Origin of the sequence: Brucella lupini (assembly GCF_002252535.1) — a bacterium.
Lineage (GTDB): Bacteria > Pseudomonadota > Alphaproteobacteria > Rhizobiales > Rhizobiaceae > Brucella > Brucella anthropi.
On sequence record NZ_NNRN01000054.1, the window covers coordinates 1 to 25,864 of the forward strand.

A 25,864-nucleotide genomic window follows, 5' to 3' on the forward strand; every position below is an offset into this window, starting at 1 on the left:
CGGTGGAAACGCCGGGTCAGTTCTCAGTGGCAATCAACAGTGAAGCGCTTTAATGGCGAGTTTTTCAAAAAGCGTCGTGCTTTGAAGCTCGCAAAAGAAGAAATCGGCGAGCTGGCAGCAGCTGCAAGCTACAACTGGAAAGATGTCGAGCCCGCAATTTTTGGTACTTTTCTAGAACAGGCGCTGGACCCAACAGATCGCCGCAAATTGGGCGCGCATTACACGCCGCGAGCCTATGTTGAGCGGTTGGTTATTTCGACAGTCATAGATCCATTGCGCGCGGAATGGGATAGTGCAAGATCTACTGCTGATCGGCAAAAATCCGAGGGTAAGCAGGATGCTGCAATCAAAACGGTGCAAGCATTTCATGACAAGCTGTGTGAGACCCGCGTACTAGACCCTGCCTGCGGTACGGGCAATTTCCTCTACGTTTCGCTTGAGCTTATGAAGCGCCTTGAAGGTGAGGTGCTCGAAGCATTGAATGATCTTGGCGGTCAGGAGGCGCTTGCTTACGAGAGCCATACAATCGACCCGCATCAATTCTTAGGTATGGAAATAAACCCACGTGCGGCAGCAATTGCGGAGTTAGTGCTTTGGATTGGTCACTTGCAATGGCACTTCCGCAACCGTGGCGTCGCACCGTCTGAACCTATTTTAAAAGCTTTCAAAAACATCCAATGTATGGATGCGGTTTTGAAGTGGGATGGATATCCTCTTCCTCAGGTCATTGACGGAAGGGAATGCTATCCGAACCCGCGTAAACCCGATTGGCCGAAGGCTGATTATATAGTCGGTAATCCACCTTTTGTGGGTGGCAAAGATATCCGTGCACGAATGGGATCGGCTTATGCTGAGGCTTTATGGAAAGCGCACAAGCATATGAATGAAAGTGCTGATTTTGTCATGTATTGGTGGGATCGAGCGGCGGAAATTCTCTTGAAACCTAAAAGCGGATTGAAGCGTTTTGGCTATGTAACGACCAATTCTATCAGCCAGTTGTTTCAACGGCGCGTGATGGAGCCTTATCTAAACGCCAAGAAGCCGCTTTCCCTATTGATGGCCATTCCAGACCATCCTTGGACCAAGGTTACCAGAGACAGCGCTGCCGTTCGCATTGCGATCACTGTAGCAGGAGCGGGCAAACACGATGGCCGGCTGTTGGAGGTTGTTAAAGAAGAAGCTGTCGATACCGATAGTCCCGTCATTTTGTTTGACGAACGGAGTGGAAAAATTAATTCGGATTTGACCGTTGGAGTGGATGTTGCTTCCGCCACCAAACTTTTGGCTTCAGAAGGACTGTCCTCTCGTGGCATGTCTCTACATGGTGCAGGGTTTATCCTATCACCACAGAAGGCTGAATATCTAGGTCTGGGACGCCACCAAGGTTTAGATAAGCACATTCGTGTTTACAGGAACGGTCGCGATTTGATGGATCGCCCGCGTGGCGTAATGGCGGTCGATTTGTTTGGCTTAACAGCGGAGCAAGTACGTTCGCGTTATCCTGAAATCTATCAGCATATTCTTACAAATGTAAAGCCTGAGCGCGACAGTAATAATCGTGCTTCTTATCGAAATAATTGGTGGGTTTTCGGCGAACCGAGAAAAGAGTTAAGGCCCGCTCTTTCTGGTATTTGTAGATATATAGTTACTGTTGAAACCGCCAAGCATCGCGTGTTTCAGTTTTTAGAAGCCGACATTCTCCCAGATAATATGCTTGTAGCGATTGCATTATCAGATAGTTGTTTGTTAGGCATATTGTCGTCTAAAATTCATGTAATTTGGGCGCTTGCTCAAGGGGGCACGCTTGAGGATCGCCCGCGCTATTCAAAGTCTTTATGTTTCGATCCATTCCCATTCCCTTCTGCATCAGATGTGCAGAAAGCCCAAATTGGCGACATTGCCGAAGAACTAGACGCTCAACGTAAACGTGTTCTCGAAGAGCATTCACATCTCACGTTAACCGGACTCTACAACGTTCTAGAAATGCTGAAGGCTGGCACTAAGCCTGATGACTTAGGAGCGAAGGAGCGTCGAATATTTGATGATGGATTGGTTCTCATCTTGAAAGAGTTGCACGAAAAACTTGATGAAGCTGTAGCTGTTGCCTATGGCTGGCCTGCCGATTCATCCGACGAAGAAATCCTAGCGCGCCTCGTGTCGTTGAATAAGGAACGAGCAAAGGAAGAAAAACGCGGATTGGTGCGTTGGTTACGTCCTGAATATCAGATCCCACGTTTTGGATCTGATAAAGAAAAAGCTGAGCAGTTAGAAGCCGATCTTGGCGAGGGCGGAGCTCCGGTGAAAGAAGGGCCTAAACCTAGTTTCCCTACTGACGAACGCGACCAGACGCCTGCTGTATTGCAACGCCTCATGGAGGCCGACGGAACACTTGATGCAAATGCAATCGCTTTGTCGTTCAAGCAAGGACGCAGAGCTTTACCAGCTGTATCTGCGGTATTGGCTGCTCTTTATCGCATGGGGCTCGTCTCTACATCGGACGGTAAAAGTTTTTCTCTTCGCCGTGTCGCATAGTAACATTTCCTTATTTGAAGGTTTTCAAAGCAAGGACTTCACCTTCGTATACTATCATATGTGAGTAAAATTGGATTTAATTTTAATGTATTATGAATTCATGGAGGAAAGAATACATATGGCAAAAGTGCCGTTTTGCCATGTGTCGATCTTGCAGAAAACTGGCACGTTATAGCGGCGAACCATTTGTATTTCTCGGGTTGGCCATTTTGAACGAGATAGGCGGCCGAGCCATGTCCGCGAGCCTACCGATAGGGCTTCCGCCATGACTGTCGAGTCGCAGCGCGCCCTGATAGATGCCACCTCTTAAAAGAAAACAATGGCTTTTCCGGTATTCAAATTTTTCTTTATTTGAGTCAGCGCTCTTGGCAGGGACGGAAAGCTGAAGGCTTCTATATCTGGAACAACTAGCATTCCACGCGTGATCATCTCGAACAGGTTAGTGCCGGCAGTACGCCAATCACGCCAGTCCGCCTCAGTACCGTAAGCGTGTATACTATTTAATGCGACTTCGTGACAGGAAACGGCAGTGCTGAAGGGAGCCTGCGGATTCTGATCTATACGGTCTTGAATACAGACAAGATGACCATTATAGCCAATCATAGGTAATAACGAGGCGGCATGGTCGCGGCTTACAGTATCGAATGCTGCATAAAGTTTGCGCGCACCCAATGCTTCCTGGAGCTGTTTACTCCAGTCGTTCAGATGATAGTCGAACACACCACTGATCCCCAGTGACAATAGCTTGTCGCGATGTCTGGACGAAGCCGTTGCCCAAACTCGCCAACCTTGCGCGACAGCAAGTTGTGAAAGGACAAGGCCAACGGCTCCACCGGCACCCACAACAAGAACATCCCGAGCGCCATACCGTAGCGAGATTTTTTGAAGCGCCTGCCAAGCAGTCAGAGCGGGGCAAGGTACAGCAGCAGCCATTATATCGTCGACGCTATCGGGGACAGGTATAATGCTGGCTGAATCCACCACGGTGAATTCGGCAAAGCTTCCGTCGCGTGCGAGCGATTGATGATAAGCGACACGCAGTCCAAGTGGTAAATGCACGTCGGGACTGGCAGCAACGATATGGCCGACCCCATCCACGCCAGGTACATGCCCAGGCTTCCAATCGGGATTGCCCCAGGCAATCATCTTCCAGTCTACGGGATTGAGACCAATACTTCTATTGGCGATCAGCACCTCACCGGGACCTGGTTGAGGCAAGGGGCGCTTTTCCATACATAAGCCACTTGGTTCGCCTGCTTCACGCCACGCCCAGACCCGATACGTTGTCGGTAGCGCTTTATCCATTGCCACATCCATTTCCAAAGTTGCACGTCGTTTCCGTTTGTCAGCAGTTAGAAGCCACCACTAACAAAGCCGCCATCTACCGCAATATCAGTAGCCGTGATATAGGCGGCAGCGGGCGAGGCCAGAAATAGGGCGGCTCCCACGACGTCATCTGGCGTGCCCCAGCGCTCTATTGCGCAGCGATTAAGTATTCGCCCGGTCAAGTGGCTGTCTTCCTGCAGGCCGGTCGTCATGGCCGTGGCTATATAGCCGGGGGTCACTGCATTAACCCGGATACCTTCAGCGGCCCATGCATGAGCAAGATGACGGGTCAATCCCAACACACCGGCCTTGCTTGCGCCATAGGCAGGCACAGCGATATCGGTAAGGTAGCTCAGCATTGAGGCTGTATTGATGATGTTGCCGCCGCGAACGGCGAGAAGCGGCTTTGCGGCGCTGCTCAGCCACATGACACTGTTCAGGTTAACATCCATCACTTCCTGAAACGTCTCGGCCTCGTATTCTTTGTCGGGCCTTGCGATCCCAGCGGCATTGACGAGAATATCGAGCTGCTGCATGCCTTCGAATGCCTTTTCTGCCGCTCTACGGTTGGTCACGTCAAGTTGGACGAAGTGCATGCCGCTGATGGGCGGCTCGGCGGTTAGCGCAGCAACTTTCGCAGACGAACTGCCCGAAGCCGTAACGATTGCACCAAGTCGGGCGAAGGCAGTCGCAATCGCAAGACCGATTCCGCTGGTGCCGCCGCTGACATAAGCGGTCTTACCGGTGAAGAGATTGGGGGCGAAGCTGTCAATGTTCATACTTGGCTAGTCTCCATTTCAATCAGGAAAGGACCGATCAGTGGTTTGCGGCCTGGCGATAGGCTTGCAGTGGCCCGGACAAAATATGCTGCTGTTCGGCAGCAAGACGGTAACCGCTAAGGCCGTTTGTATAGGTTGCGTGCGTTTGCGGCGATGGGCGGCTTATGGCTTCAATCTGGTGGATCGAGCGCAGCGGCGTGAAATCAGCCCACAGACCCAGTGCCTTAAAGGCGATCGCGGCAGCTCCCAGCGTTGCCGCTTCCTGATCTATGGAAGTCTTAACAACGTCGATATCCAGAATATCTGCAAAAATCTGCCGCCAGAAAGCGCTTTTTGCGCCACCGCCAACCGTTACCATCGACTTGCCGATGGCAGTCATCCCCCGCAATTCGTCGAGCGCAACCCGTAACCCGTAGGCGACCCCTTCATAGGCTGCGCGAGCGAGTTCGCTACGTCCGTGCTCTAAGGAAAGGCCGATATAGGCACCACGCACTTCCGCGCCGCCTTCAAGCGAAGTGCCGCCGCCAAGCGTCGGCACTAGAAGCAGTCCGCGTGCTCCGGGCGGGGCGGACGCGGCACAGGCCTCCATGTCGGCATGGCTGGCGTCTTTGTCCAGCAACCGGTTACGCACCCAGTCCATCGTCGTTCCCGAGGAAAAGATCGATGTGGCGGATATGAATTGCCCAGGCACCAGATGGGCGAAGGCATAGGATCGCACGCGCGTGTCCAGAACCGGCCGCGAGGCTGAAATAGTCAGCCAGCTCGACGAACCCATCGAGGAGAAAAGATCGCCGTCTTCGAAGGTTTGTGCACCGAGTGCCATGCATGAGTTGTCGACGCCGCCGGCAATGACTGCCGTTGCGGGCAGAAGCCCGAGGGTGTTTGCAATATCGGGCAGAAGGGTGCCAACGATAGAGGCCGAGGGGACAACCGGCGGCAGAAGCTCTACCGACAAACGGGCAGCGGCCAGAATGTCGGCGGCATAATGACCACCTGTCAGATCGTAGCAGCCCGAGCCCGAGGCGTAGGATGGATCGGTCGCGATCTGTCCGGTCAAGCGATGGTTGAGGTAATCCTTGGTACCAAGAATTTGACGGGTTCGCGCAAAAATATCAGGCCGGTTTTCACGCAGCCACATTATCTTGAAGAGAGGATAGAGCGGTGCGGGAAAGCCGTTTCCGGTGCGCAGATACCACGCGTCTTCATCGAAGATCTGAAAGAAGCGGCGCGCCATGTCTTGGGCTCGCGCGTCGGACCACAGCGGGACGGCTTCCTGCAAAAGCCGGCCTCCGGCATCGAGCGGAATACAGCCTAGGCTGTGGCCGGACAGGCTGATCGCCTTGATGTCGGAGGCGGCAAAGCCTCCGCAAACACCTTGCGCAAGCAGGTCATGCACGGCCCGCACAAGGTTATCCCACCACTCCGCCGGACGCTGTTCGTGTAGGAGCGGTTCAGGATAATAGGTCGGATAGCGCTGGAAGGTTTCGGCAAGCAGCGTTCCGTCTGCTGCGAAAATGGCGCCCTTGAGGCCGCCGGTGCCGAGGTCGCAGGCAAGGACGAGGTCGTTCATTGTTTCAGCTTCCGAGTGAAAAGCAGGATACGAGCGAAAACGGATCAGCCGGGAATCGACAAAACGCCACCGGGAAGCATGCGGCATTGCGCGACCAGTTCGCGGGCGACCTGCGTATTGATGCCAAAGCGCGTGACACCTGCTGCAATCATCCTTGCCACCGTGTCGAGATCGCGAATGCCACCTGAAGCCTTGATGCCGATATCGGGGCCTGCGGCTTTACGGATCAATCGAATATGGTCCAGTGTGGTTGGCATACCCGTCCAGCCCGTACCCGTTTTCACGAAAGCAGCGCCCGCATCCGCGACTAGCCGGGCGGCCCGGGTGATTTCGGTATCGGTAAGTCGCGAAACTTCTATGATTACCTTGACAGGCACCGGCGCAACCGCGGCGATGACGATGGCAAGTTCACGCTCCACATAAGCATTGTCACCCGATTTCAACCGTCCGATATTCATCATCAGATCGACTTCGGTTGCGCCAGCCTCGACAAGCCCGCGTGCCTCGGCTGCCTTCGTCGCAATCAGGCTGCCGCCGGAGGGAAAGCCGATTGGCCCACCGACCAGAACACCGCTTTCGCTCGGTAAAAGCTCGGAGAGAAGCGCGGTAAAACTCGGCAATGCATGCACTGCGATAAACTGTTCGGCGAGTCCGACAGCAGCCACGGCACGTACATCAGCCTCGGTGTGAAAAGCCTGGACGGCGCTGATATCGATCATCTGCGCAAGGTCGCGTGGCGAAAGGGTACGAGGTGGCATTTTATCTCCTGCATTGGTGGTCGCCGCTGGGCGGCGTCAGATGTTGTCGCGTGTTCGCAGCAGGGCGAGATGCTGCTTCATGCGTTTGAACCGGTCGGCATGTTGCATATCGCGGCGCAATGCTACGGCTGTCGACAGCACGTCGATGGCCACGAGAGCGGCAAGGCGCGATATGGTTGGCGTGTAGATATCGGTGTTATCGAGGGTTTCGAGGACGAGCAGCACATCGCAATGCTCGGTCAGTGGTCCGCGCTGTCCCACGAGCGCCAGAACTTTCGCACCATTCTTGCGTGCAAGATCCGCCATCTCGATCAGAGAAGCGGTTGAGGCTGTGTTGGAAATGACAACGGCAACATCACCTTTACCCATCATGCCGGCGAGCATCATCATCTGGTGCATATCTCGTTCCGCGCCGCACGGCACATCGAAAAGCGGAAACTTCTGTTGGGCGTCATGGGCGACCACACCTGATGCTCCAAAACCGAAAAATTCGATACGGCGAGCAGCAGTCAGCATCTCGACAGCCAAATCGAGTTGTTGATAGTCCAGCTTGCGACGTGCCCAGTCGAGACTGGTGATGGTGTAATCGAAAATCTTGCTGGCAATAACCTGCGGCGTATCATCTTCCGAAATGACCGAATGGGTTGCTGGCGTGCCGAGGGCAAGACTATGGGCAAGCCGCAGCTTCAGATCGCTAAAACCATCGCAACCGATGGCCGAGCAGAACCGGATGACCGTCGGTTGGCTGACCTCGGCAAGTTCCGCTGTTTCGGCAACCGTGGCGTTGAGGATGCGCGCGGGATCGTTCAGAACGATTTCTGCGACCTTGCGGTCTGATCGACGCAATGTCTCAAGTAACTCTCTGATAAGGGTGAGGATATCGTCCGCGTGATGTGGAGAGCCCTGTTCGGTCAGACCGACCTCAACCATTGTTTTTCCTCATATTGAGTCCTGATTCAGCGTTGCCATCATAGACGACATCGGCAAGAGCCCGAGAAACAAAAATTGAACGCTCCCAGCGTGCAGCTTCGTCAATAGCCTCTGGCGCACAGCTGTTGAAATCGAACATCCCGTAGTGATGCGCTATAAGTTGCGATGCCCCCACGTCGCGCGCCGTGGCAATGGCCTCATCCAGCGTGAAATTGCCGGGCACGCCAGCCGCGCGCAATACGCGATCACGCCCATTAACCGGCAGCAGGGCGACATCCGGCCGGAAGGCTTTCACGAGCGGGACAAGACTGGAAAACGGAACACAATCACCCGAATGCCAAAGGCGCAATCCGGGTATTTCTATCCCGTAGCCGAGAAACCTGTGGCGACCCGCGGCATCTGTTTCAGGCGTTTCATGAGCGGCTGGAAAGACGGTCAGACTCAACCCTGCGCCAAGCTCCATGACTTCCCCGGCATTGACGCCCACCAGCCGGGGGGTATCTATGGCAAGTCCGGTGCGAAGCGAGGCTTCGGTGAGTTCGGCTTCCGGCACGATGAAACGCGCTTGCGCAAATGTGCGGGCAAGTGCCGGTAAGGTTCCCGGGTCCATATGATCGGTATGGCGATGGGTAACGAGAACCGCATCGAGCCGCGGCAGTTCTTCGGGTTGGATTGGCGCTGGCATCATCCGTTCATGCGGATAGGTGGTGCCGCGATATTTCTCGGCCAGGCTGTCGGACAGATAGGGATCGATTACCAGCAACCGGCCCGCCGCCACCAGCGCAAAGCCCGCCTGTCCCAGCCAGAACAAGGCTAGATCATCCCCGCGTTGCAAGCTCTGCGAAAGCGCGCCGGCGAGATTTCCATGCAGCGGTCGTGGAATAAATGGGGCGGCGACAGAAATGTTCATTTTGCCGATCCCTGCGCCAAAAGCACGGCAAGAAGATTGTCAACCGCGATACTGGTCGCCCGGCTGACACTTTCTTCGGTCAGCGCGCCGATATGGCTGGTTGCGATGACGCGAGGGTGCCCGGCAAGATCGAGGTTCGACGGTGGCTCGGTTGGAAACACATCCGCGCCATAGCCGCCGATCTGGCCGCTGTCGAGCGCCTTGCGCAGGGCGGTTTCATCGACAAGTGTTGCGCGAGCCGTGTTGATGATCATCGCGCCTTGGCGCATCCGCGCGAATTCGGCTTCGCCGAGCAGCGCTGCGCCATCCGACCGGCCCGGCGCATGCAGGGTGATCAGATCGGAAGCGGACAACAACTCGTCCAGCGTTGTGAAGCGGAAGAGTGCGGGATGCAGGCCGGGATCACGCGGAAACGGATCGAAACCAATCACCTTCACGCCCATGGCGCTCACGATGCGTGCGACGTGGCTTCCGATCGCGCCCATTCCAACGATTCCGACGGTGCGCCCGCTCATTTCCGCGCCGCGCTCGCGGAGCCAGCCGCCGGATTTGACGCTCTGGTCAATCTGCGGGATACGACGCATTAGGGTCAGCATCAGTGTGACTGCCAGTTCTGCTACACCGATGGAGTTGGCGCCTTCGGCTTTCTTGACGACGATGCCGCGTTTTTCGCAAGCTGCCATTGGCAGATTATCGGTGCCGACGCCGTTGCGTGAGATGACGCGCAGTTCGCTGGCATATTCGATGACGTCTCCGGGAACCGCTTCAACACCGGCGAGCCAGCCGACGCAACCGGGGAGGAGCTCTTTCAGGTCGTTTGGTGCTGGCGTTTGCCCGGCCAGTGCATAGACGAGATCGTACCCCGCCTCTTCCAGTCGCCGCAGTTCGGGCGGTGGAGAGGATGTCATGGAACGGGGTGTGATGAGGATACGCGGCATCGCTTGGTCCTATTCTTTCGGCTTCTGGCGTCCGGCTTCGTCGGCAATTCGCGAAATTTCGTCGAATTCGGGTCCCGATGTGGGAATGGCCACGTCGAAGACTTCAGCGATAACCTGCGTCCAGCCATGCAGAAAATAGGTCCAGCCGTCCTCAATTTGCAGGTTTTTCGTTTCCTGCTGAAAGCGGGCCTGGCGCAGAAACACCAGATCGCCGCGATAATTAAGATCCCAGACGATGCCTTTCTCGGGGAATATTGCGGCATCGGTCAGCGGCGAGCCGGGCGCGTCCTTGCCGAGGCCCGTGGCATTTACGACGACGGAACCGGGCTTGAGACCGGCGAGCAGGGCATCGTTCTTGCCTGGCTGGTCGGCCAGCACATACGCGACAGGCAAGTTGGTTTCGACCTGCGCATGCACCTTGGCGATTTCGTCAAGGCGTGGCTGCGAACGGTTGCTGACGATGATGCGTGAGGGCACATCGGTGCCGCGCGCCTTGCGCATCAGGTGCCAGGTGATGGCGATGGTGGAGCCACCCGCGCCCAGCATCAACAGTTCTGCGCCGGTCTTCGCGAAATGGTTGGCTGGCAGGAACCCGTCCAGCGACTGGCCTGATGAAATTGGATCTTTCGCGTGGCAGCGCAGCTTTCCATCACGCTTGGAAATGCAGCTTGTTTCATGCATCAGCGCGGCATGTGGATCGATTTCATCGAACATGTCGCGGCAGGCCGCAAACAGGTCTAGCTTGTGCGTGGTCACGAGTGCGCCGAGCGACATCGGATCGTCACGGATAAAAGCGACGGCTTTACGATAGGCGTCCGGGTCGGCATGCAGCGGAAAATCCATGCCGACGATCTGGGCGTCCGTGAGACCAAGGAATTGCGCCCAGGCTGGAAAGACGCGCATGATCGAGGATGAGCCTGTGGTGACGCCGATAAAATATAGGGTCGGACGCCGGGCTGGCTGATAGGTAGTCATTTCTTGTTCTCCTCGCGGATCTGAGCGGCCAGTGCGACGGCTTCGCGAGCTTTGCGGGTGATGCCCGCGAAATTGTCGGAGGCGATGTCCTCGCGTGTTGCGATCCAGGTGCCGCCGACGGCAGCAACGGCGGGCAGGCTCAGCCAGTCGCGCATCGTGTCAGGTGTGATGCCGCCGGTTGGCACGAAACGCGGGGCGAGATGGGCAAAAGGTGCGTGGATAGCCGAGAGGAGTTCACGGTCACCAGCGGCTTTGGCCGGGAAGAACTTGAAAAGCCGGATGCCATCGGCCAAGCCTGCGCCGAGTTCGGAAGGGGTCATGATGCCAGGCGCAAAGGGCAGCCCGATATCGACCGCAGCCGCAGTGATCCGCGGATCGTAGCCGGGGGCAAGTCCGAAGCGCGCGCCAGCTGCGCGGGCGGCTTCAAGATTGGCGGTGTCGAGAATGGTGCCTGCGCCTGTGATCAGCGCCGGACGTTCCTGCGCCATAATGGCGATGACTTCGGCGGCGGCTTTTGTGCGGAAGGTGATTTCCGCAACAGGCAGGCCGCCTTCCAGAAGAGCGTCCGCCAGGGCGATTGCACGATTGGCGTCATCAATGGCGATAACCGGAACGACCCCGAGTTCGGCAATGCGATGAAAAATACTGTTGGTCATGGTTTTGCCTTCAGACTGCGGCGCTCTGGGTGACGGCTTCAATTTCGACTTGCGTCCGTTGGCGATAGAGATCGTTTTCACGTTCGACCCAGCCGCCGGTGTCATCGGCATAGATGCGGCTGTGCATGCCACCCGAACGGGCAATGATGTCGTAGTCCTGTCCGGAATCGGATGGATAGCAAAAGAACATCACCAGTTCGCCGGAACCGGTATTGACGGAGCGGTGGATCCAGAAGGGCGGGACGTAGCAGACAGTGTTCGGACGGATTTCAACGACGCGGGTCTCGCCTTGCGGCGATTCCATCAGCATAAGTCCTTCACCGGAAAGCCCCTGATAGATTTCGGGGCGGTTGGCCGTCTTATGAATATGGCCCCGCGTCATGAAATACTCGCCTGCAACCTGTCCGGGCTGCATATAGGTGACGCCGAAAATCAGATCGCCTGCCGTTTCGACCGGGCGGAATTCCTCGACAGCGTAGACGACACGGTCGCCTTGCGTGGCGGCAAGGCTCCTGAAAGCGTCTTCATCGCGGTAGAGGCCGCCGAGGTCGGAGAGGCGCTTTTCGTACCGTCCGGTCGCATTGCCGAGCTTTCCGGTTTCCGGGGTGATCGCGCATGCGGTGGGAGGAAATAATTTCAAGATGATGCTCCTGTGTCGTTTCGGCGACCAATGCCGTGTCAGCGAATTGTGTAGCCGCCATCGATTGCGAGGTTCGCTCCATTGACCATGGCCGCTTGCGGGCTTGCGAGATAAAGGACTGCTTCCGCGACCTCTTCGGGCTTGGCGAAACGCCCGGTGGGAATCGCAGCCCGCGTTGCCGCGCCCTTTTCGCCGCCCCAGCTCATCAGGCCGAGTTCGGTTTCAGTCACGGTTGGCGAGAGTGCGTTGACGGTGATGCCGTGCTTGCCCCATTCGAGCGCCATGCAGCGGGTCATGCCGAGAATGCCGGCCTTGCTGGTGCAATAGGCGACATGACCTTCAATGCCGATAACTGCCGCTTGCGAGGACAGGTTGACAATACGGCCATAGCCTTGCGCGATCATCGGGTGCGCGGCCGCCTTGGCGAAGAGGAACGCTGCGCGCAAGTTGATGGACAAGGTGGCATCCCAAAGGTCGAGCGGATAATCCTCCGCCGGGGCGAGGGGGCCGATGCCGACATTGTTGACCAGAATGTCCAGACGCCCGAAGGCATCCAGCGCTGCCGTAACGGCGCGATCACCGCATGTGTCCTCACGCACGTCGAGGCATATGGCGCGATGCCCGGCGCCGAGTTCCGCCGCGACCGCGACGATCTTTTCGTCACGGTCGATCAGAAACAGCCTTGCGCCGCGTGCAGCAAACATACGGGCGACGGCAAGGCCGATGCCTGCCGCTGCACCGGTGACGAGAACGACGGAATCCTGAAATGCGGAAGCGGAAGATGAAGTCTGCGGCATGTCGAAGTTCTTTCAGAGGGTGTGGCGGGCAAAAGCGTCGAGCGCGAGGATCGCATCGCGCACCGTGTCGACGGTTAGTTCAACGGGGGTTGCGAAAGTGCACTCGCCCGGCGCAAGAGCTGCTTCTGCTACACGGGTGATGTCGTCTCGGCTGGCATCCGCAAGACCGAGATCGGCCAGCGTGGTGGGCAATCCAAGTTTGCGGCAGAAGCGAATGGCTTCAGTGATTTCGGCGCTATCGCGGTTTTCCAGCATCAAAAGGCAAAGCGTACCGAAAGCCACCTTCTCTCCGTGCAGGAAGCGATGGGTCTGCGGCAGCGCCGTCAGTCCGTCATGAATACCGTGCGCTGCCGAGCAGCCGCAATTTTCGAAACCAAGCCCGCTCATCAGGATATTGGCCTCAATGATGCGCTCGACTGCGGTGGTGATGAGTCCATTCCGCGCGGCGCTGACCGCTTTTTCGGCTTCGGCCATTAATATGTCGTGGCAACGCCGCGCGATGGCAATACCGACATCGGTCGGTGGGAAGCCGCCCGCAACATAATTGGCGGTACGGGATTCAATATTGGAACGGGCCTCAAACCAGGTGGACAGAGCATCGCCGATGCCGGCAATCAGAAACCGAACCGGGGCGGCGGCAATGATCTCGGGGTCGACAAGAACCAGATCGGGATTGCGGGGCAGGCGCAGGGATTCCTCATAGACGCCAGCGTCCGTATAGCGCACCGCAACAGCGGAGCAAGGTGCATCGGTTGAGGCAATCGTGGGTACGACAACAATGCGCGCACCGGTTTCGATGGCGGCGATCTTGGCGGTATCGATGGCCTTGCCACCACCCGCGCCGATGACGACATCGACATTCGAATTGCGGATAAGGGCGACGGTGCGAGCAATTTCGGCTGCGCTGCATTCGCCGCCGAATGCCACGATTTGCAGTCCGGTCACGCCTTCGAGAGCGGCATTGAGGTGGCCCAAGACAGCGCGGTCCGCCAGCATGAGAAAGCGCTTGCCGAGGGCGTCGAGATGCGCACCGATCCGCGCGATCTCTCCGCGGCGTTGAATATATTTTCCTGGTCCGCCAAAAGCTCTCGACATTGTCGTCACCCTTTAATTTTGGTAATAACACTACTAAAACAATAAATGGAATTGCCTGTCAATCGCCAATTGTGCCGAAAAATGCGATTAAAATCCCTTTAATGGTGATTGACTAAACCATAAAAAGTAATAAAACTACATAAATCGCGATGTGAAAATAGCGCGGTTTTGGAATTGCAGTAGAGCGACCGTCTGGAGGAGGCATGGCGAACAACCTTGAAATGGCTTCGATATCGAAGCGTTTTGGTGGGATACGAGCGCTGTCCGACGTGACTTTTTCCGCCAACGGCGGTGAGGTGCATGCCTTGCTGGGTGAAAACGGTGCCGGTAAGTCCACGCTGATGCGGGTTCTGTCCGGCGACTATCAGCCAGATGAGGGCAAGGTTTCACTCGACGGCGAGGAATTGATCCTGTCCAATCCGCGCGTGGCGCGCGATCACGGCATTGCGGTGATCTATCAGGAATTTGCCTTGTGCCCGCATATGAGCGTGGCCGAAAATATTTTCATTGATGATCTTGCCTTCGGCAAGCGCGTTATCAACTGGAAGCAGCTCCATGCGCGTGCCGAGGAACTGGTCGCCAGTCTCGGTCTGGCGCAACTCGATGTCCGTCGACTGGTTTCGGACCTGTCGGTCGCCGAGCAGCAGATCGTGGAAATCTGCAAGGCATTGCGCCGCCGCTCACGGGTTATCGTCTTTGATGAACCGTCGGCGGTGCTAACGGAACGTGAAACACAGAAGTTGTTCCAGTTAATTGGCCGTCTGAAAGACGAGGGTGTCTGCGTCATTTATATCTCACACCGACTTGAAGAAATCTTCGCGATCTGCGATCGGGCGACTGTGATGAAGGACGGCCGTCGGGTTGCGACCGTAAGTGTCGGCGACATCGATCAGACCGGACTGGTCGAGATGATGGTGGGACGTGATCTGGCGCATGTCTTCCCGCCGCGCGACGTGACGATCGGTGAACCGGTTCTGGAAGTCGACAATCTGGCTCTGTCGCGGCTGGTCGACAATATCAGCTTTACGGTTCACGCTGGCGAGGTGCTCGGCTTTTACGGTCTGATAGGCTCGGGACGCACGGAGACGATGCGCGCCATATTCGGTGCTGATCGTGCGGTTGCCGGGGAAGTGCGTCTCAAGGGACGCACGGTGCGCAACACCAGCCCTGGCATGGGCGTGCGTAACGGCTTCGGAATGGTCCCGGAAGACCGCAAAGGACAGGGTGTGCTGCTCGACCTGTCGATCAGCGAGAACATCATGTTGCGGCGCAGCAATGAAACGCTGCGCGGCGGTATTCTCGACCGGACCGCGGAAAGGCGCGAGACGGATGGACTTATCCAGTCGCTTCGTATCAAGACGCCGAGCGGCGATCTGGCTGTGTCCACCCTGTCGGGTGGCAATCAGCAGAAAGTGGCGCTGGCTAAATGGATCGCCACGGATCTGGAAGTGTTGATTCTCGATGAACCGACACGCGGCGTCGATGTTGGCGCAAAAGCCGAAATCTATGAAATCATAAATGAGGTCGCCCGCCGAGGTCTGGCTGTAATCGTGATTTCCTCCGACCTGCCCGAGTTGATCGGCGTGGCCGACCGCATCGTCGTTATGCGGAATGGCAAGATCACTGGTGAGGTAAGTGGAGAGAACATGCGCGAAGAAGCCGTGATTGCACTGGCGATGGGAGTAAAACAATGACTGTGGATGGAACGCATACCTTGACCGCCCGAGAGGGGCTGGCTTCCCGGATCGTCCAGTTTCTGATGCGCCATAGCTCGATCGTGATGCTCGTGGCGCTGATTGCCATATCGGCCTATTTGTCGGATGCATTCCTGTCGCGCGGAAATATCTTCAACCTGCTGCGTCAGCTCACGCCACTGCTTCTGATCAGCATAGGCATGTTGGTTGTCATCAATACAGGCGGTATTGACCTGTCGGTCGGTGCAGTGGCTGCTGCGGGCGGTCTCGCGGTGGCGATGCTGACGCCGCAACTGCCTTTCGACGGCCCCATCGCGGTGCTGACAGGGGTTCTGATCGTGCTGGCTTTTGGCGGGCTGCTCGGAGCGTTTAACGGCGCGCTTGTAGCGTGGTGTTCCCTTGCCCCCTTCGTGGTGACGCTCGCCATGATGACGATCGCGCGCGGCATGACATACATGATGTCGAACGGCCAGCCAATACGCCTGCCATATGAATCAAAATCATCAGCAATTTTCGACAGTTTCGGCAGCGGTGGCGTGCCGGGCCTGATGCTGCCGTGGCCGGTTCTTCTGTCCATCGTCGCTATCGCCTTCTTCTGGTTCCTGATGCACCGTACTGTATTCGGACGCATGGTGATCGCCACTGGTAGCAACGAAACCGCCGTGCGTTTGGCTGGCATCGCGCATCGCCGCTACGTTTTCGCTGTCTATGTGATATCCGGCGCATTGTCCGCGCTGGCCGGTGTGGTCGTCACGTCCCGCACTGGCGTCGGCACGCCAATTACCGGCATCGGCTTCGAGTTGGATGCGATTGCGGCCTGCGTGATCGGCGGAGCGCGCCTGTCGGGCGGTCGGGGCACGGTTATCAACACGCTCATCGGCGTGCTGGTGCTGGGACTGATTGGCAACATCATGAATCTCATGAGCATTCCATCCTATCCGCAGCAGATCATCAAGGGGCTGATCATTATCGCAGCCGTGATGTTCCAGCGTTTCGGTAGGGATGCCCGCTAAACCGATATCCGCACGCCGCAACGGGGGCGGCGAGCCGGATTTATCTCAAACTTTATTACCCTGGGAGGAACCGATGAAATACAGAACTACGACACTTGCCTTCATTCTGGCCACGACAATGGCCGGCTCGGCTGGATTGGCCGTTGCGCAGAACGCCGGCGGCAAGGCCGAAATCTATAGCCTCATGCCCGATACCGCGCTTTCGGGTCTGATCGATCCGAACATGCCCGACCGCACCGATATCGAGAAAGCATGGCCGAAGAAGCCCGCCACTACGGACAAGATCAAGGTAGGCTGGACGGAAATCACCATGGGCAATCCCTTCTTCGTGGAGCTGATCAAGGGCGCGCAGAAAGCGGCGGAGGGCAGCAATCTCGATCTTGATGTGCAGGTGGCTGATGGCGACCTCCAGCGGCAGTGCTCGCAGATCGATACATTCGTCACGCAAGCGAAGGATGTGATTGTCGTCGATCCGACCGATACGCTGGGCATTGCAGCCTGTATCAACCGCGCAGTCGATGCGGGTATTCCAGTTGTGGCGATCGGAACGGTTCCGTCTGACAAAGCGCGCGTTCTCACTACGATTACGCCAAATCCATATGAAAACGGCTTTGGAGCCGGCCAGTATATCGCCAAGGATGCCGGACAGAGCCCCATCGTGGCGGCGCTGATCATAGGCGTTGTTGGCAACTCGACATCGGAAAGCCGTCTCAACGGCATGGTCTCCGGTATCGTATGGCAGCGCGTTCAGGACCTCGGCCTGAAGATGACCAAGGAAGAAGCGATGCTGCGCGGCTACAAGCTGTTTCAGTCCGCCAAGCAGTCCGGTAGTTTCAAGGACGACGAGCTGAAGTTCGAAGTCGTTGCCATGAGCGAGGGCAAATGGACGGAAGAGGGCGGCCTTGCCGCGTCGGAGGATATGCTGACCGCACATGGCAGCAGCCTTACCCATATTATCGCAGACAATGACTGGATGGGGCTGGGTGCATTGCGCGCCCTGCGCAATATCGGAAGCGACGGCAAGATCAAGGTCGCTACCTCCGCCGACGGCAACCGCATTGCGCTTGATGAAATCAAGAAGGGCAATCTTCTGGTGACAGGCACGTTCTCCGGCGAGCAAATGGGCGTTTCGACCTCGGTTTTCCTGAAGAAGATCTTCAACGAAAATCTCGACGCACAGAACCTGCCGCTTGGGTCCTATTTCCCGGCTAGCGCGATCACCAAGGAAAACGTGGATCAGTTTATCGATCCGAATCCAGACAACAAGTTCTACAAATTTGAGGTCTCCCCAATTCTCAACATCAAGCAGATTCGGGAACAGGCCGCAAAGTAGACAACACCCAAACCGGGGGGAGCATTTGTTTCGCCCCGGTTTTTCAAACCCACCTACAATTCAACTATAGGGAGGCGATGGACTTGCCGGAAAACACATCATCCACCACCAGGCCTCTGGTCATGATCACCGGTGCGAGCGCGGGCATCGGCGCTGAAATCGCGCGCATCTTTTCAAAAGCGGGCTATCCGCTTCTGCTGTTGGCCCGTCGCGACAGCAAACTCCATGAACTGGGATTGCCCAACACGGTCTGTTGCAGTGCAGACGTGCGTGACAGGGAAGCTGTGCTGCGTGCTATAGGAGAGGGTGAGAAGCGCTTTGGCCCCATCGATCTTCTGGTCAACAATGCCGGAATTTCGCGGCTGGCACGGCTTGACGATCAGGACCCTGAGCAATGGCAGGACCTGATCGATATCAATGTGCTGGGTGTTCTCAATTGCATGCATTCCATCTTGCCGGCCATGAAAGCCCGTCGGCATGGCACGATCGTCAATATTTCATCCATCGCGGGTCGCAAGGTTTATCCTTTCCATGATGTCTATGGCGGGACCAAGCACTTCGTCCATGCTGTCAGCGAAGGTGTGCGTGGCGCGTCGGCAGAATACAACGTTCGTGTGATGACTGTTTCGCCTGGCATCACTAAATCGGAGATCGACAAAACGATCACCGATCCAGCGGCATTTGCGGTGTGGTCAAAGGACCGCGATCATATGGACGGCGGCATCGACGCGATCCATGTCGCCAACACCATATTATTTGCGTATCAACTTCCGCAATCGGTCAACCTACAGGAAATGACTTTGACGGCTACCGCACAATCTTACTGATCGTTAGGGGTATAATTAAATGCTTCAGGTCTGCGGACCTCGGGATGACGAATGACAAACAGTGGCCGTCTACGGGCGGATTTTGGAGCGCTCTCGCAAATCTCGGTTGCATTCTATGATATTGAAATAGTTGTGATTTTTGTTCTGATATCGGATCTTTGGCTGGGGGCAGAGTGAATATCTTCTTCAGGGCGTCTGAAAACGGCGATGCTATGATGCTTTACACTTGTTCCCCTAGAGCATTTCATGCTTTGACCGAAACGTATCCAGCGTTTACGAGATAGTTGTTGTACTCGTTCGGCTGGATCGTTTCGACGATTTGGCCGATGTAACGCCATGTCTCGTCTATGGTGCGTTTTTGCGCTTCTCGCATCCAGTGCTTGATCTTGGCGAAGACCTGTTCGATCGGATTGAGATCCGGCGAATAAGGCGACAGAAACTACAGCTTTGCTCCCGCAGCGGGGATCATTCGTTTCCGACGTGCTCCCGTTAAATTAGGCTATTCAGAATTGGAACTTTCCACTTAAGTTCCTGATCGAGGAGCGGGCATGAGTTTTCCAGTCAGCTCGCTGGATATCGAAGATGGACATAACAATCTACCTTTTGTTTTCAGCGATCGAATTAATTTTGCGAATTTTCGACTAGGCTTCTAATTAGAAGTTAGAAGCCAATAACGCATTGATCTTCTCACAGATCTCCTCTGCAGCCGAAAGCAAAGCGTTGTCAGGACGGTGAATATATCGTGACGTGACACCTCTCCCCTTATGCCCTAGCAGGCCACCTATGGTTCCATCAGAATAGCCGAGCTCTGACGCATAGGATGCATACGTATGTCGTAGAGTATGACAAGTGACATTCTCTAGGCTTGCGGTTTGAAAAATTCTCACTGCCTCGTGATTCATCCCGTGATATGATTTTTCACCGCGATTTGCCGGAAATACCCAAGCCTTCCCGGCGTGCACATCACACTCTTTCAATAACGTGACAGCTCGAGATCCGATAGCGCGGATACTTTGCCCGGTTTTTGTGTCGGCGAGCCGTAAGCACTTTTGATCGGCATCAAACTCTTGCCAGCGAAGAGCAGATATCTCGCTCAAGCGACAGCCCGTCAGCGCCAAAAGCGTGACGATCTTTATCGCGAAGGGATGGAAAGTTTTGTCGGTCTCGTCTTTCCCATGACGGAGGACCGCTCCAAGTTGTGCTAACTCTTTTTCATTTAAGAAACGCTGCCTCGGTTGAGCGCGAAATCTCCGCACCCGGTGGACTGGATTAATTTGAATCAGTCCTTCATCCACCGCCCAGGTCATTATTCCTGATAACATATCGGCCGTTCTGGCTGCTGTGCTGGCACCACCTGTAACAACTGCGCGCCCGCGTTTCTTTGTCTTCGTAATCGCTTTCGTCTTACCGACGGTGATGTCATGGATCATGCGTTTGACGACACGTGCGTCGACATCAATGACAGCCATCTTTCCCAATAATGGTTTGATATGCCGAGCAATCCGGCCCTTATCCGTTTCTATAGTCGAGGGCTTTTTCGGCCGATTGAAACGGGTTAGGACGGCGCCCGCCTCGGCGGCTTTCATATACTGGTCGCAAAGCTCCGCAACCGTCAGCGGTTCGGCTTGAGTTTTCTGCTCATCACGTTCTTTGGCAGGATCAATCCCTGTCGCGACCAATCCCAATATGCGTTTAGCTTCCAAGCGTGCGGTTTCAACCGTCCAGGGTGCGCCGAATTTCCCAATAGAGACCCATCGAGCCCTACCGCGCGCGGAATATTTGACAATGAAAACTTGAACAGCACGTTGCCGCCTTACACCAAATCCGGCGACACTGCCGCGACCGGAATCCCATATTATTGAGTTCGGCGGCAACCCTTCAACATCAGTTTTTGTGATTGGCATCGCGGCTCCTAGCAACTAATTAGCAACTTTCAGCGACTGATTTGAGCAGAATTTTAGGGAAGATCAAGGATGTATTTTAAGATAAAAACTAATTAAATCAGTATTTTAAGGATATTTCGGGAAATTGAGGGAAGTACTAAGGAGCCATTTACACCGAAGATGTCGGGAGTTCGAGTCTCTCATCGCCCACCATTTTTTCATAATGATATCAATTATTTAGATGGTCGCCTCGGCGGCCTTTGTTTTTACCGCCACGAAAAACGTTTCCTCGCAATTGTCGTCGCCGGTGGCATTTGCGACGTCGGCTTTGAAATTTTCAAAGAGGCATCCCGAGTAGCGTGCAACTCATATCAAGCCAGCAAAATTCAGGACGATTTGAATTTGTAATCTATAGGTGACATGGCACCGCTCCATGTCGAAAATTGCCAACGAAAAAGGCCGCCGAAGCAGCCTATTTTTTATGTCGAATTGCAATGAAATCCTGCTGTGCGATTACAATGTTTTGTTGCTGTTACGCAGCCACCACGACGAGACCATCTTCATATTTACGAGCCAGCTGAATCAGATCACCGAGCGTCGCGGCACGGTCATCCAGACGCCAAAGGCGTTCGTTTATCTGATTGACGCGGTGCCCTTTATCCCGAAGCAGCGCGATCATCTGCTCTTGGGCGACCGGGATATCTTTCATCCCATACCTGGGAGCATCAAGCACGATAGCAGCGGCAGCGCCTCTGTGTCTACGAACGACTTCGCGCCAATCTTGTTCTCGTTCCGCATTTCTGGCTTCTCTGGCGGCATATCGTTGAACAGCGACGGCCTGTGAATGTGTGATCTGCACCGCATCTGGTAGCGCTGCAACCAGAACGCCATCATCCAATTTAAAAACGATATCCGTGAGATCCAGATTCTGCGCTGCTATTCGGCAGTGGTTGCCCAGAAAGTCCAATGTGTGGACTTCTGAAAAGCGGATTTGGTCTGCGCTTCCGAAAACTTCGATGCTTTCACGACAATCTCCTTCTCCCCAATAAGGGATCACAAGTGGAAAATTCCAGTTCTGAATGGCCTAATTTAACGGGAGCACGTCACTAGCTGCGTTACCGCAATGGTCTTTGATCTAACGCTAGGTCGAAATGATGGCTTATGCGAGCCGCCGATAGTACCAACGACTTCCCCAAGCTGCTTTATGAATAGCCAGAGCGTCGGCTTCGCTCACCTCTCTTGGATTGTTGACCAGCAGCCTTATTTGCTTCATGGCGTCGCGGGCCATTGCACGCAGATGAGCTTCCTCTTTCCTTGGTAGTCACGCCAGAATTCCCGAACTGCGTGTCAGGTGCGAATGTTGAAAACAGCCTTCAAGCGCCGGTTATCGCTTGTAATCCCAAAGCGACTTATTGCTTGACGAAACGGCAATGGCACCCTGCTTCATTGCCGTAGCAACATCGGTCTCATTGCAGATAAAGCCAGAAGCCACGACGGGCGGCAGGCGGCGCTTGTCTTCTGCAGACAGGTATCCAAGCATCGGCGATGGCATGATCTGCACCAGATTGGGTGCGCTCTGCGAGATTGCTTTCAGGCTGCGGGGCCAGGTGGAACGGTCGGTCACGAAGACCTTCTGCATGGTCAGAAGGCCGCATTGCGCAGCCTTCTGAATTGTTGGAACGCGGGTCGACAGCAGCACCGAAATGCCAATCTCGGCAAGAAACTCGATGGCCCCCTTGTCCTGCGACAGGCCTTCGCAACTGTCGATGTTCAGAACGATCAGCTTGTTGCTTTTCTTGAGCGCGTTCAGCACTTCAGCCACATGGCGCAGGGCAATATTGGCAACGATGCCAACTTCCGCCTTGCTGTCCAGAAAGGCCTGAAGATTATCCACGCCGTAGAGCGTTGCCATGACAGGCGCCCGCAAAAGCCGCTCACCGATCGTTCTGTCCAAAGTCATTCCATCATTTTCCGTCTCTTGGCATGTCGAGCGAAAGTCCGAGCTTGCCGGGGTTAAGCAGATTGTCTGGATCAAGCGCCTTCTTCACCGTTTCCAGCAGCGGAAATGCTGATCCCAGAGCATCCTTCATGTAAGGCGCGCGAAGCAGTCCGACACCATGATGATGGCTCAAGGCCGCACCATACTTGATTAGAACGGCATTGGCAGCATCCCATGCAGCGCGATACCATTCTGCGCGCTTTTCCACGTCCACGTCACCACGCAGCGAGAAATAAAGGCAGGCGCCATCGACATAGGCATGCGACTGATGCGCCGATCCCGCCAGCGTACCCGGCACGGCATTGATGGCAGCCACGACTTCATCGTAGATCGCAGGCAGATCGCGCCAGCAGCCGGTCATTTCCAGCGTATCGGCAACAAAGCCGGGGCTGCGTTTGAAGCCCTCGGCGCTCTTGCCGGTCAGATAACGCGTATCGAGCCACTTCTCGAAAATCGTATCACCATCAAGCTTGTCACCGAGTTCAGCGCAAACCTTCTCACTGATCGCCATCACGGCATCGACCATTTCCTGCGCGCCTTCGTCCGCAATCAGCAGCACGTTGCTTTCCGGCAGACCGAACTGCACGCCGCTTTCCAACTCGTCGTAAAGACGCAGCGCTGCCGGATTGGCACCGCCCTGCATGATGCGGCGGCAGGCTTCCAGACCGATGGCAAAGCTCTTGAACCCATAGGCAATCGCACGAGCGTAGTCCGGCAGGCGATGCAGTTTCAGGCGCGCCTTCACGATGATGCCGAGCGTACCTTCCGAACCGATAAAGATCTGCTGCAGATCAGGTCCGATTGCCGCGCGGGCATAGTTTCCAACCGTCACCAGCGAACCATCGGCCAGCACGACTTCCATGCCATAGACCATGTCCTCAATCTTGCCGTAGCGCGTCGAAAGCTGGCCCGCGCCGCGGCAGGCTATCCAGCCGCCCACAGTGCTGATACCGAACGAGGACGGCCAATGCCCCATGGTCATGCCAAAGTCGCGCTGGATCATTTCCTCAAAAATATCGCCGAACATGCCAGCTTCAACTTCGACGATCTGGCTGTCCGCATCGAAGCTGACAAAACGGTTTAGATTGCAGACATCAAGCACGATACCGCCGCGCAGCGGCAGCGCCGCGCCAGTAACATTGGAGCGCCCGGCAGAAACCGTGACGGGTACCTTGGCTTCATGCGCAAGGCGCATGACAGCCTGAACCTGCTCCACCGTCGAAACGCGAACGAACACACCATCAACCGTTGCGGGCTTTCCGCCCGTTTCCGCGACCATCGTGCGCGCCCACCAGTCGCGGGTATTCACAACGAGATCTTCGCGCGCGGTCAGAACTTCGTCTGCAACGCCCTGCAGCTTCGCGACAAGGGCGGCGTCCACTGAAACGGCGTCCTGAGCCAGATCGGCCTTGGTTCCGATTTCGTTGATGCTGCCGGCATAATGCGGCTGGGTCGGGGCACCAACGACATAATTTCCGCGATTGTAACCGCGCTTGATGGCTTCCTTGCTGATCATGTTCAGTTCGCTCCTGTGAGAATGGATTTTTCTTTTTCGGTCGCGGCCACATAGGCGGCGACCTGACGGTCGATTTCGGCCTGGGGGAGACCAAGCTCTTCACCCAGCAAGGCGCCAACCTTTGCGGCGGCACGGGCGGAGGCATCGCGCGCCATCAGGCGGGCACGCATACGACGCGACAGCACGTCATCGATGGTCCGGGCAAGTTCATGCCGGGCAGCGTAGACGACTTCTCCGCCGGTATAGGGCAGGCCCTCCACCACCGGTTCGGCAAGTTCAGGACGAGCAGCCATCAGATCGCTGACGAAGCGCGATTCCGTGCCGTAACGTTCACCCAGATGTGCCTCCATGCCACCGGAAGCCACGATTGCCTGTGCGTCATAACCGGCTGCACCCAGCAGAAACGCCTTCTTCGTGGTGCAGCGGCGACGATCACCCAAAACTTTTGCAGCAGCATCCACCGTCTGTTCGGCCATATGACGCGAAGTCGTCAGCTTGCCGCCCACAATCGTGACGAGGCCGTCTGGTGCAACATGCACGGAATGATCGCGTTTGACGTCCATGGTGCTACCGCCAGACGAAGCGGCTACCAGCGGACGGCACCCGGCGATACTGCCGACGACATCATCCGGCGTCAGGTCGATATTGAGTGCGCTGCACGCGCCCTCAATCAGAAAATCAAGCTCGCGACGCGTGCAATGCACATCATCAAGATCGCCCTGATAGTCCTCATCGGTCGTGCCAAGATAGGAGACGTTGCCCCAGCGCGTGATGGTCGCGCGACGGCTGCGGCCGGGCACCGGCACCGTCACGGTGCAGTCGTTGCGGATTTTCAACCATGGGATTGCCACGTGAACGCCTTTGGCCGGGCGCACATGCAACGGTTTTTCGCCATCCTTGCCGAGCCCCATCCAGTCGCGCAGCCACACGCCTGTCGCCATGATGACGGTCTTGGCGCGCACCTGGATTTCCTTACCCTCGACAGTCCGAACAATAGCGCCGTCGACCCGACCCGAGCTACGGGTGATCTCTGCTACCTTCGAATGGTTGAGGACCGTGGCTCCATAAAAGCCGGCAGAACGGGCAAGTGCCAGCGTCAGGCGCGCATCATCGACGCGGGCATCAAAATACATGAGGCCGCCACGCAGATATTCGTCCTTGAAGGTTGGACAATGCGCCAGCACTTCCGCCGCAGTCAGCTTCTGATGCAGGATGCCCTCGCGCCAGCCACCAGCCAGATCATATGTCCAAAGCAGGCCTTCAAATGCCTTGGCGAAGCGGGAATCGAACACACCATCCCGTTCCAGAATGGGGAACAGGAAAGGCAGGCGCTGCACCAGATGGCTGGCATTGCGGCGCAGGCGTTGACGCTCCAGCAGCGAGTGACGCACCAGACCGAGATTGCCCTGCTCGATATAGCGCAGGCCACCATGCACCATCTTGGAGGATTTGGACGACGTACCGGATGCAAAATCATCCTTCTCGATCAGCGCAACACGAAAGCCGCGCAGACTTGCATCAAAGGCGCAGTAAGCACCGGTCACGCCACCGCCAACGATCAGAATGTCGTAGGTTTCAGTGGCAAGATGGTCTTCCTGTTCCGACCGGTTCAACCTCAGCGGCTCGGTGCGGATCATCCGGGCGCGATCCTTGTCCGCGCGCCGGGAGCGCAGATTCAGCATTTCAACTCCTG

The 25,864-nt window shown here is 56.1% G+C and carries 22 protein-coding genes and 1 pseudogene; 6 read left to right on the plus strand and 17 right to left on the minus strand.

Annotated features, from left to right (window positions below; genetic code table 11):
- Nucleotides 1–2,532, plus strand: a 2,532-nt coding sequence (locus CES86_RS18895; RefSeq protein ID WP_143851088.1) for a class I SAM-dependent DNA methyltransferase, incomplete at its 5' end; no start/stop codon positions are given.
- A 306-nt stretch (nucleotides 2,533–2,838) separates the two neighbouring features.
- Here CES86_RS18895 and CES86_RS18900 read toward each other — a convergent pair.
- From CES86_RS18900 to CES86_RS18955, 12 genes are read right to left on the minus strand one after another with little or no spacing between them, the layout of a single operon-like run.
- Nucleotides 2,839–3,837, minus strand: coding sequence for a zinc-binding dehydrogenase (locus tag CES86_RS18900; RefSeq protein ID WP_094515125.1), 999 nt, complete (start codon nucleotides 3,835–3,837; stop codon nucleotides 2,839–2,841).
- Between the two features lie 47 nt (nucleotides 3,838–3,884).
- Nucleotides 3,885–4,637: an SDR family NAD(P)-dependent oxidoreductase gene (locus CES86_RS18905; RefSeq protein WP_094515076.1), complete on the minus strand. Its 753-nt coding sequence runs from the start codon at nucleotides 4,635–4,637 to the stop codon at nucleotides 3,885–3,887.
- A 37-nt stretch (nucleotides 4,638–4,674) separates the two neighbouring features.
- Nucleotides 4,675–6,207, minus strand: coding sequence for a xylulokinase (locus CES86_RS18910; RefSeq protein WP_094515077.1), 1,533 nt, complete (start codon nucleotides 6,205–6,207; stop codon nucleotides 4,675–4,677).
- A 44-nt stretch (nucleotides 6,208–6,251) separates the two neighbouring features.
- Nucleotides 6,252–6,965, minus strand: coding sequence for a deoxyribose-phosphate aldolase (deoC, locus tag CES86_RS18915; protein ID WP_094515078.1), 714 nt, complete (start codon nucleotides 6,963–6,965; stop codon nucleotides 6,252–6,254).
- Between the two features lie 36 nt (nucleotides 6,966–7,001).
- Nucleotides 7,002–7,895, minus strand: a complete 894-nt coding sequence (locus CES86_RS18920) for an SIS domain-containing protein (RefSeq protein WP_094515079.1) — start codon at nucleotides 7,893–7,895, stop codon at nucleotides 7,002–7,004.
- The gene (locus CES86_RS18925) at nucleotides 7,888–8,805 is read right to left on the minus strand and encodes an MBL fold metallo-hydrolase (protein WP_094515080.1); all 918 of its coding nucleotides are present in this window, start codon (nucleotides 8,803–8,805) and stop codon (nucleotides 7,888–7,890) included. Before CES86_RS18925 ends, CES86_RS18920 begins: the two co-directional genes overlap by 8 nt.
- Entirely contained in the window at nucleotides 8,802–9,743 is a 942-nt protein-coding gene (locus CES86_RS18930; RefSeq protein WP_094515081.1) for a phosphoglycerate dehydrogenase, read from the minus strand. Before CES86_RS18930 ends, CES86_RS18925 begins: the two co-directional genes overlap by 4 nt.
- Nucleotides 9,744–9,752: 9 nt before the next feature.
- Nucleotides 9,753–10,718 (minus strand): shikimate dehydrogenase family protein, encoded by a 966-nt coding sequence (locus CES86_RS18935; RefSeq protein WP_094515082.1) that lies wholly within the window; start codon nucleotides 10,716–10,718, stop codon nucleotides 9,753–9,755.
- A complete protein-coding gene (gene eda / locus CES86_RS18940) occupies nucleotides 10,715–11,374 on the minus strand; it encodes a bifunctional 4-hydroxy-2-oxoglutarate aldolase/2-dehydro-3-deoxy-phosphogluconate aldolase (protein WP_094515083.1) in 660 nt (219 codons plus the stop codon). Before eda ends, CES86_RS18935 begins: the two co-directional genes overlap by 4 nt.
- Before the next feature lie 10 nt (nucleotides 11,375–11,384).
- Nucleotides 11,385–12,017, minus strand: coding sequence for a glucose-6-phosphate isomerase (locus tag CES86_RS18945; RefSeq protein ID WP_094515084.1), 633 nt, complete (start codon nucleotides 12,015–12,017; stop codon nucleotides 11,385–11,387).
- A gap of 35 nt (nucleotides 12,018–12,052) precedes the next feature.
- On the minus strand, nucleotides 12,053–12,811 hold the full coding sequence (locus tag CES86_RS18950; protein WP_094515085.1) for a GolD/DthD family dehydrogenase: 759 nt from the start codon (nucleotides 12,809–12,811) through the stop codon (nucleotides 12,053–12,055).
- 12 nt (nucleotides 12,812–12,823) lie between these two features.
- A complete protein-coding gene (locus tag CES86_RS18955; protein WP_094515086.1) occupies nucleotides 12,824–13,906 on the minus strand; it encodes a glycerol dehydrogenase in 1,083 nt (360 codons plus the stop codon).
- Nucleotides 13,907–14,109: 203 nt separating this feature from the next.
- Here CES86_RS18955 and CES86_RS18960 point away from each other — a divergent pair, with 203 nt between their 5' ends.
- From CES86_RS18960 to CES86_RS18975, 4 genes are all read left to right on the plus strand, one after another.
- The gene (locus CES86_RS18960) at nucleotides 14,110–15,600 is read left to right on the plus strand and encodes a sugar ABC transporter ATP-binding protein (RefSeq protein ID WP_094515087.1); all 1,491 of its coding nucleotides are present in this window, start codon (nucleotides 14,110–14,112) and stop codon (nucleotides 15,598–15,600) included.
- A complete protein-coding gene (locus CES86_RS18965) occupies nucleotides 15,597–16,613 on the plus strand; it encodes an ABC transporter permease (protein WP_094515088.1) in 1,017 nt (338 codons plus the stop codon). Before CES86_RS18960 ends, CES86_RS18965 begins: the two co-directional genes overlap by 4 nt.
- Nucleotides 16,614–16,686: 73 nt before the next feature.
- Nucleotides 16,687–17,946 (plus strand): sugar ABC transporter substrate-binding protein, encoded by a 1,260-nt coding sequence (locus CES86_RS18970; protein WP_094515089.1) that lies wholly within the window; start codon nucleotides 16,687–16,689, stop codon nucleotides 17,944–17,946.
- Between the two features lie 122 nt (nucleotides 17,947–18,068).
- Nucleotides 18,069–18,773, plus strand: a complete 705-nt coding sequence (locus CES86_RS18975; RefSeq protein ID WP_235819947.1) for an SDR family oxidoreductase — start codon at nucleotides 18,069–18,071, stop codon at nucleotides 18,771–18,773.
- 244 nt (nucleotides 18,774–19,017) lie between these two features.
- Here the strand turns inward: CES86_RS18975 and CES86_RS18980 are convergent.
- Both CES86_RS18980 and CES86_RS18985 read right to left on the minus strand, forming a co-directional pair.
- Nucleotides 19,018–19,212: pseudogene (locus CES86_RS18980) on the minus strand (IS630 family transposase); the annotation flags it as partial.
- 214 nt (nucleotides 19,213–19,426) lie between these two features.
- Complete coding sequence (locus CES86_RS18985) at nucleotides 19,427–20,677, minus strand: tyrosine-type recombinase/integrase (RefSeq protein ID WP_094515091.1); 1,251 nt, start codon at nucleotides 20,675–20,677, stop codon at nucleotides 19,427–19,429.
- A gap of 412 nt (nucleotides 20,678–21,089) precedes the next feature.
- On the opposite strand from CES86_RS18985, the gene CES86_RS18990 reads away from it, so the two are divergent.
- Nucleotides 21,090–21,500, plus strand: a complete 411-nt coding sequence (locus tag CES86_RS18990) for a hypothetical protein (RefSeq protein WP_029925050.1) — start codon at nucleotides 21,090–21,092, stop codon at nucleotides 21,498–21,500.
- 540 nt (nucleotides 21,501–22,040) lie between these two features.
- Here the strand turns inward: CES86_RS18990 and CES86_RS18995 are convergent.
- Genes CES86_RS18995 through CES86_RS19005 form a run of 3 tightly spaced genes read right to left on the minus strand, consistent with a single transcriptional unit; the run spans nucleotide 22,041 to nucleotide 25,853 of the window.
- On the minus strand, nucleotides 22,041–22,616 hold the full coding sequence (locus CES86_RS18995; protein WP_081861771.1) for a glycerol-3-phosphate responsive antiterminator: 576 nt from the start codon (nucleotides 22,614–22,616) through the stop codon (nucleotides 22,041–22,043).
- 4 nt (nucleotides 22,617–22,620) lie between these two features.
- Entirely contained in the window at nucleotides 22,621–24,171 is a 1,551-nt protein-coding gene (locus CES86_RS19000; protein ID WP_029925047.1) for an FAD-binding oxidoreductase, read from the minus strand.
- A 2-nt stretch (nucleotides 24,172–24,173) separates the two neighbouring features.
- The gene (locus tag CES86_RS19005; protein ID WP_094515092.1) at nucleotides 24,174–25,853 is read right to left on the minus strand and encodes a glycerol-3-phosphate dehydrogenase/oxidase; all 1,680 of its coding nucleotides are present in this window, start codon (nucleotides 25,851–25,853) and stop codon (nucleotides 24,174–24,176) included.
- Nucleotides 25,854–25,864 lie beyond the last annotated feature (11 nt).

Excerpts from the sequence above, each read along its gene's own strand:
- CES86_RS18900 (WP_094515125.1), bottom strand. The coding sequence starts at position 3,837 with ATGGATAAAGCGCTACCGACAACGTATCGGGTCTGGGCGTGGCGTGAA.
- CES86_RS18905 (WP_094515076.1), bottom strand. The coding sequence starts at position 4,637 with ATGAACATTGACAGCTTCGCCCCCAATCTCTTCACCGGTAAGACCGCT.
- CES86_RS18910 (WP_094515077.1), bottom strand. The coding sequence starts at position 6,207 with ATGAACGACCTCGTCCTTGCCTGCGACCTCGGCACCGGCGGCCTCAAG.
- deoC (WP_094515078.1), bottom strand. The coding sequence starts at position 6,965 with ATGCCACCTCGTACCCTTTCGCCACGCGACCTTGCGCAGATGATCGAT.
- CES86_RS18920 (WP_094515079.1), bottom strand. The coding sequence starts at position 7,895 with ATGGTTGAGGTCGGTCTGACCGAACAGGGCTCTCCACATCACGCGGAC.
- CES86_RS18925 (WP_094515080.1), bottom strand. The coding sequence starts at position 8,805 with ATGAACATTTCTGTCGCCGCCCCATTTATTCCACGACCGCTGCATGGA.
- CES86_RS18930 (WP_094515081.1), bottom strand. The coding sequence starts at position 9,743 with ATGCCGCGTATCCTCATCACACCCCGTTCCATGACATCCTCTCCACCG.
- CES86_RS18935 (WP_094515082.1), bottom strand. The coding sequence starts at position 10,718 with ATGACTACCTATCAGCCAGCCCGGCGTCCGACCCTATATTTTATCGGC.
- eda (WP_094515083.1), bottom strand. The coding sequence starts at position 11,374 with ATGACCAACAGTATTTTTCATCGCATTGCCGAACTCGGGGTCGTTCCG.
- CES86_RS18950 (WP_094515085.1), bottom strand. The coding sequence starts at position 12,811 with ATGCCGCAGACTTCATCTTCCGCTTCCGCATTTCAGGATTCCGTCGTT.
- CES86_RS18955 (WP_094515086.1), bottom strand. The coding sequence starts at position 13,906 with ATGTCGAGAGCTTTTGGCGGACCAGGAAAATATATTCAACGCCGCGGA.
- CES86_RS18960 (WP_094515087.1), top strand. The coding sequence starts at position 14,110 with ATGGCGAACAACCTTGAAATGGCTTCGATATCGAAGCGTTTTGGTGGG.
- CES86_RS18965 (WP_094515088.1), top strand. The coding sequence starts at position 15,597 with ATGACTGTGGATGGAACGCATACCTTGACCGCCCGAGAGGGGCTGGCT.
- CES86_RS18970 (WP_094515089.1), top strand. The coding sequence starts at position 16,687 with ATGAAATACAGAACTACGACACTTGCCTTCATTCTGGCCACGACAATG.
- CES86_RS18975 (WP_235819947.1), top strand. The coding sequence starts at position 18,069 with ATGATCACCGGTGCGAGCGCGGGCATCGGCGCTGAAATCGCGCGCATC.
- CES86_RS18985 (WP_094515091.1), bottom strand. The coding sequence starts at position 20,677 with ATGCCAATCACAAAAACTGATGTTGAAGGGTTGCCGCCGAACTCAATA.
- CES86_RS18990 (WP_029925050.1), top strand. The coding sequence starts at position 21,090 with ATGTCGAAAATTGCCAACGAAAAAGGCCGCCGAAGCAGCCTATTTTTT.
- CES86_RS18995 (WP_081861771.1), bottom strand. The coding sequence starts at position 22,616 with ATGACTTTGGACAGAACGATCGGTGAGCGGCTTTTGCGGGCGCCTGTC.
- CES86_RS19000 (WP_029925047.1), bottom strand. The coding sequence starts at position 24,171 with ATGATCAGCAAGGAAGCCATCAAGCGCGGTTACAATCGCGGAAATTAT.
- CES86_RS19005 (WP_094515092.1), bottom strand. The coding sequence starts at position 25,853 with ATGCTGAATCTGCGCTCCCGGCGCGCGGACAAGGATCGCGCCCGGATG.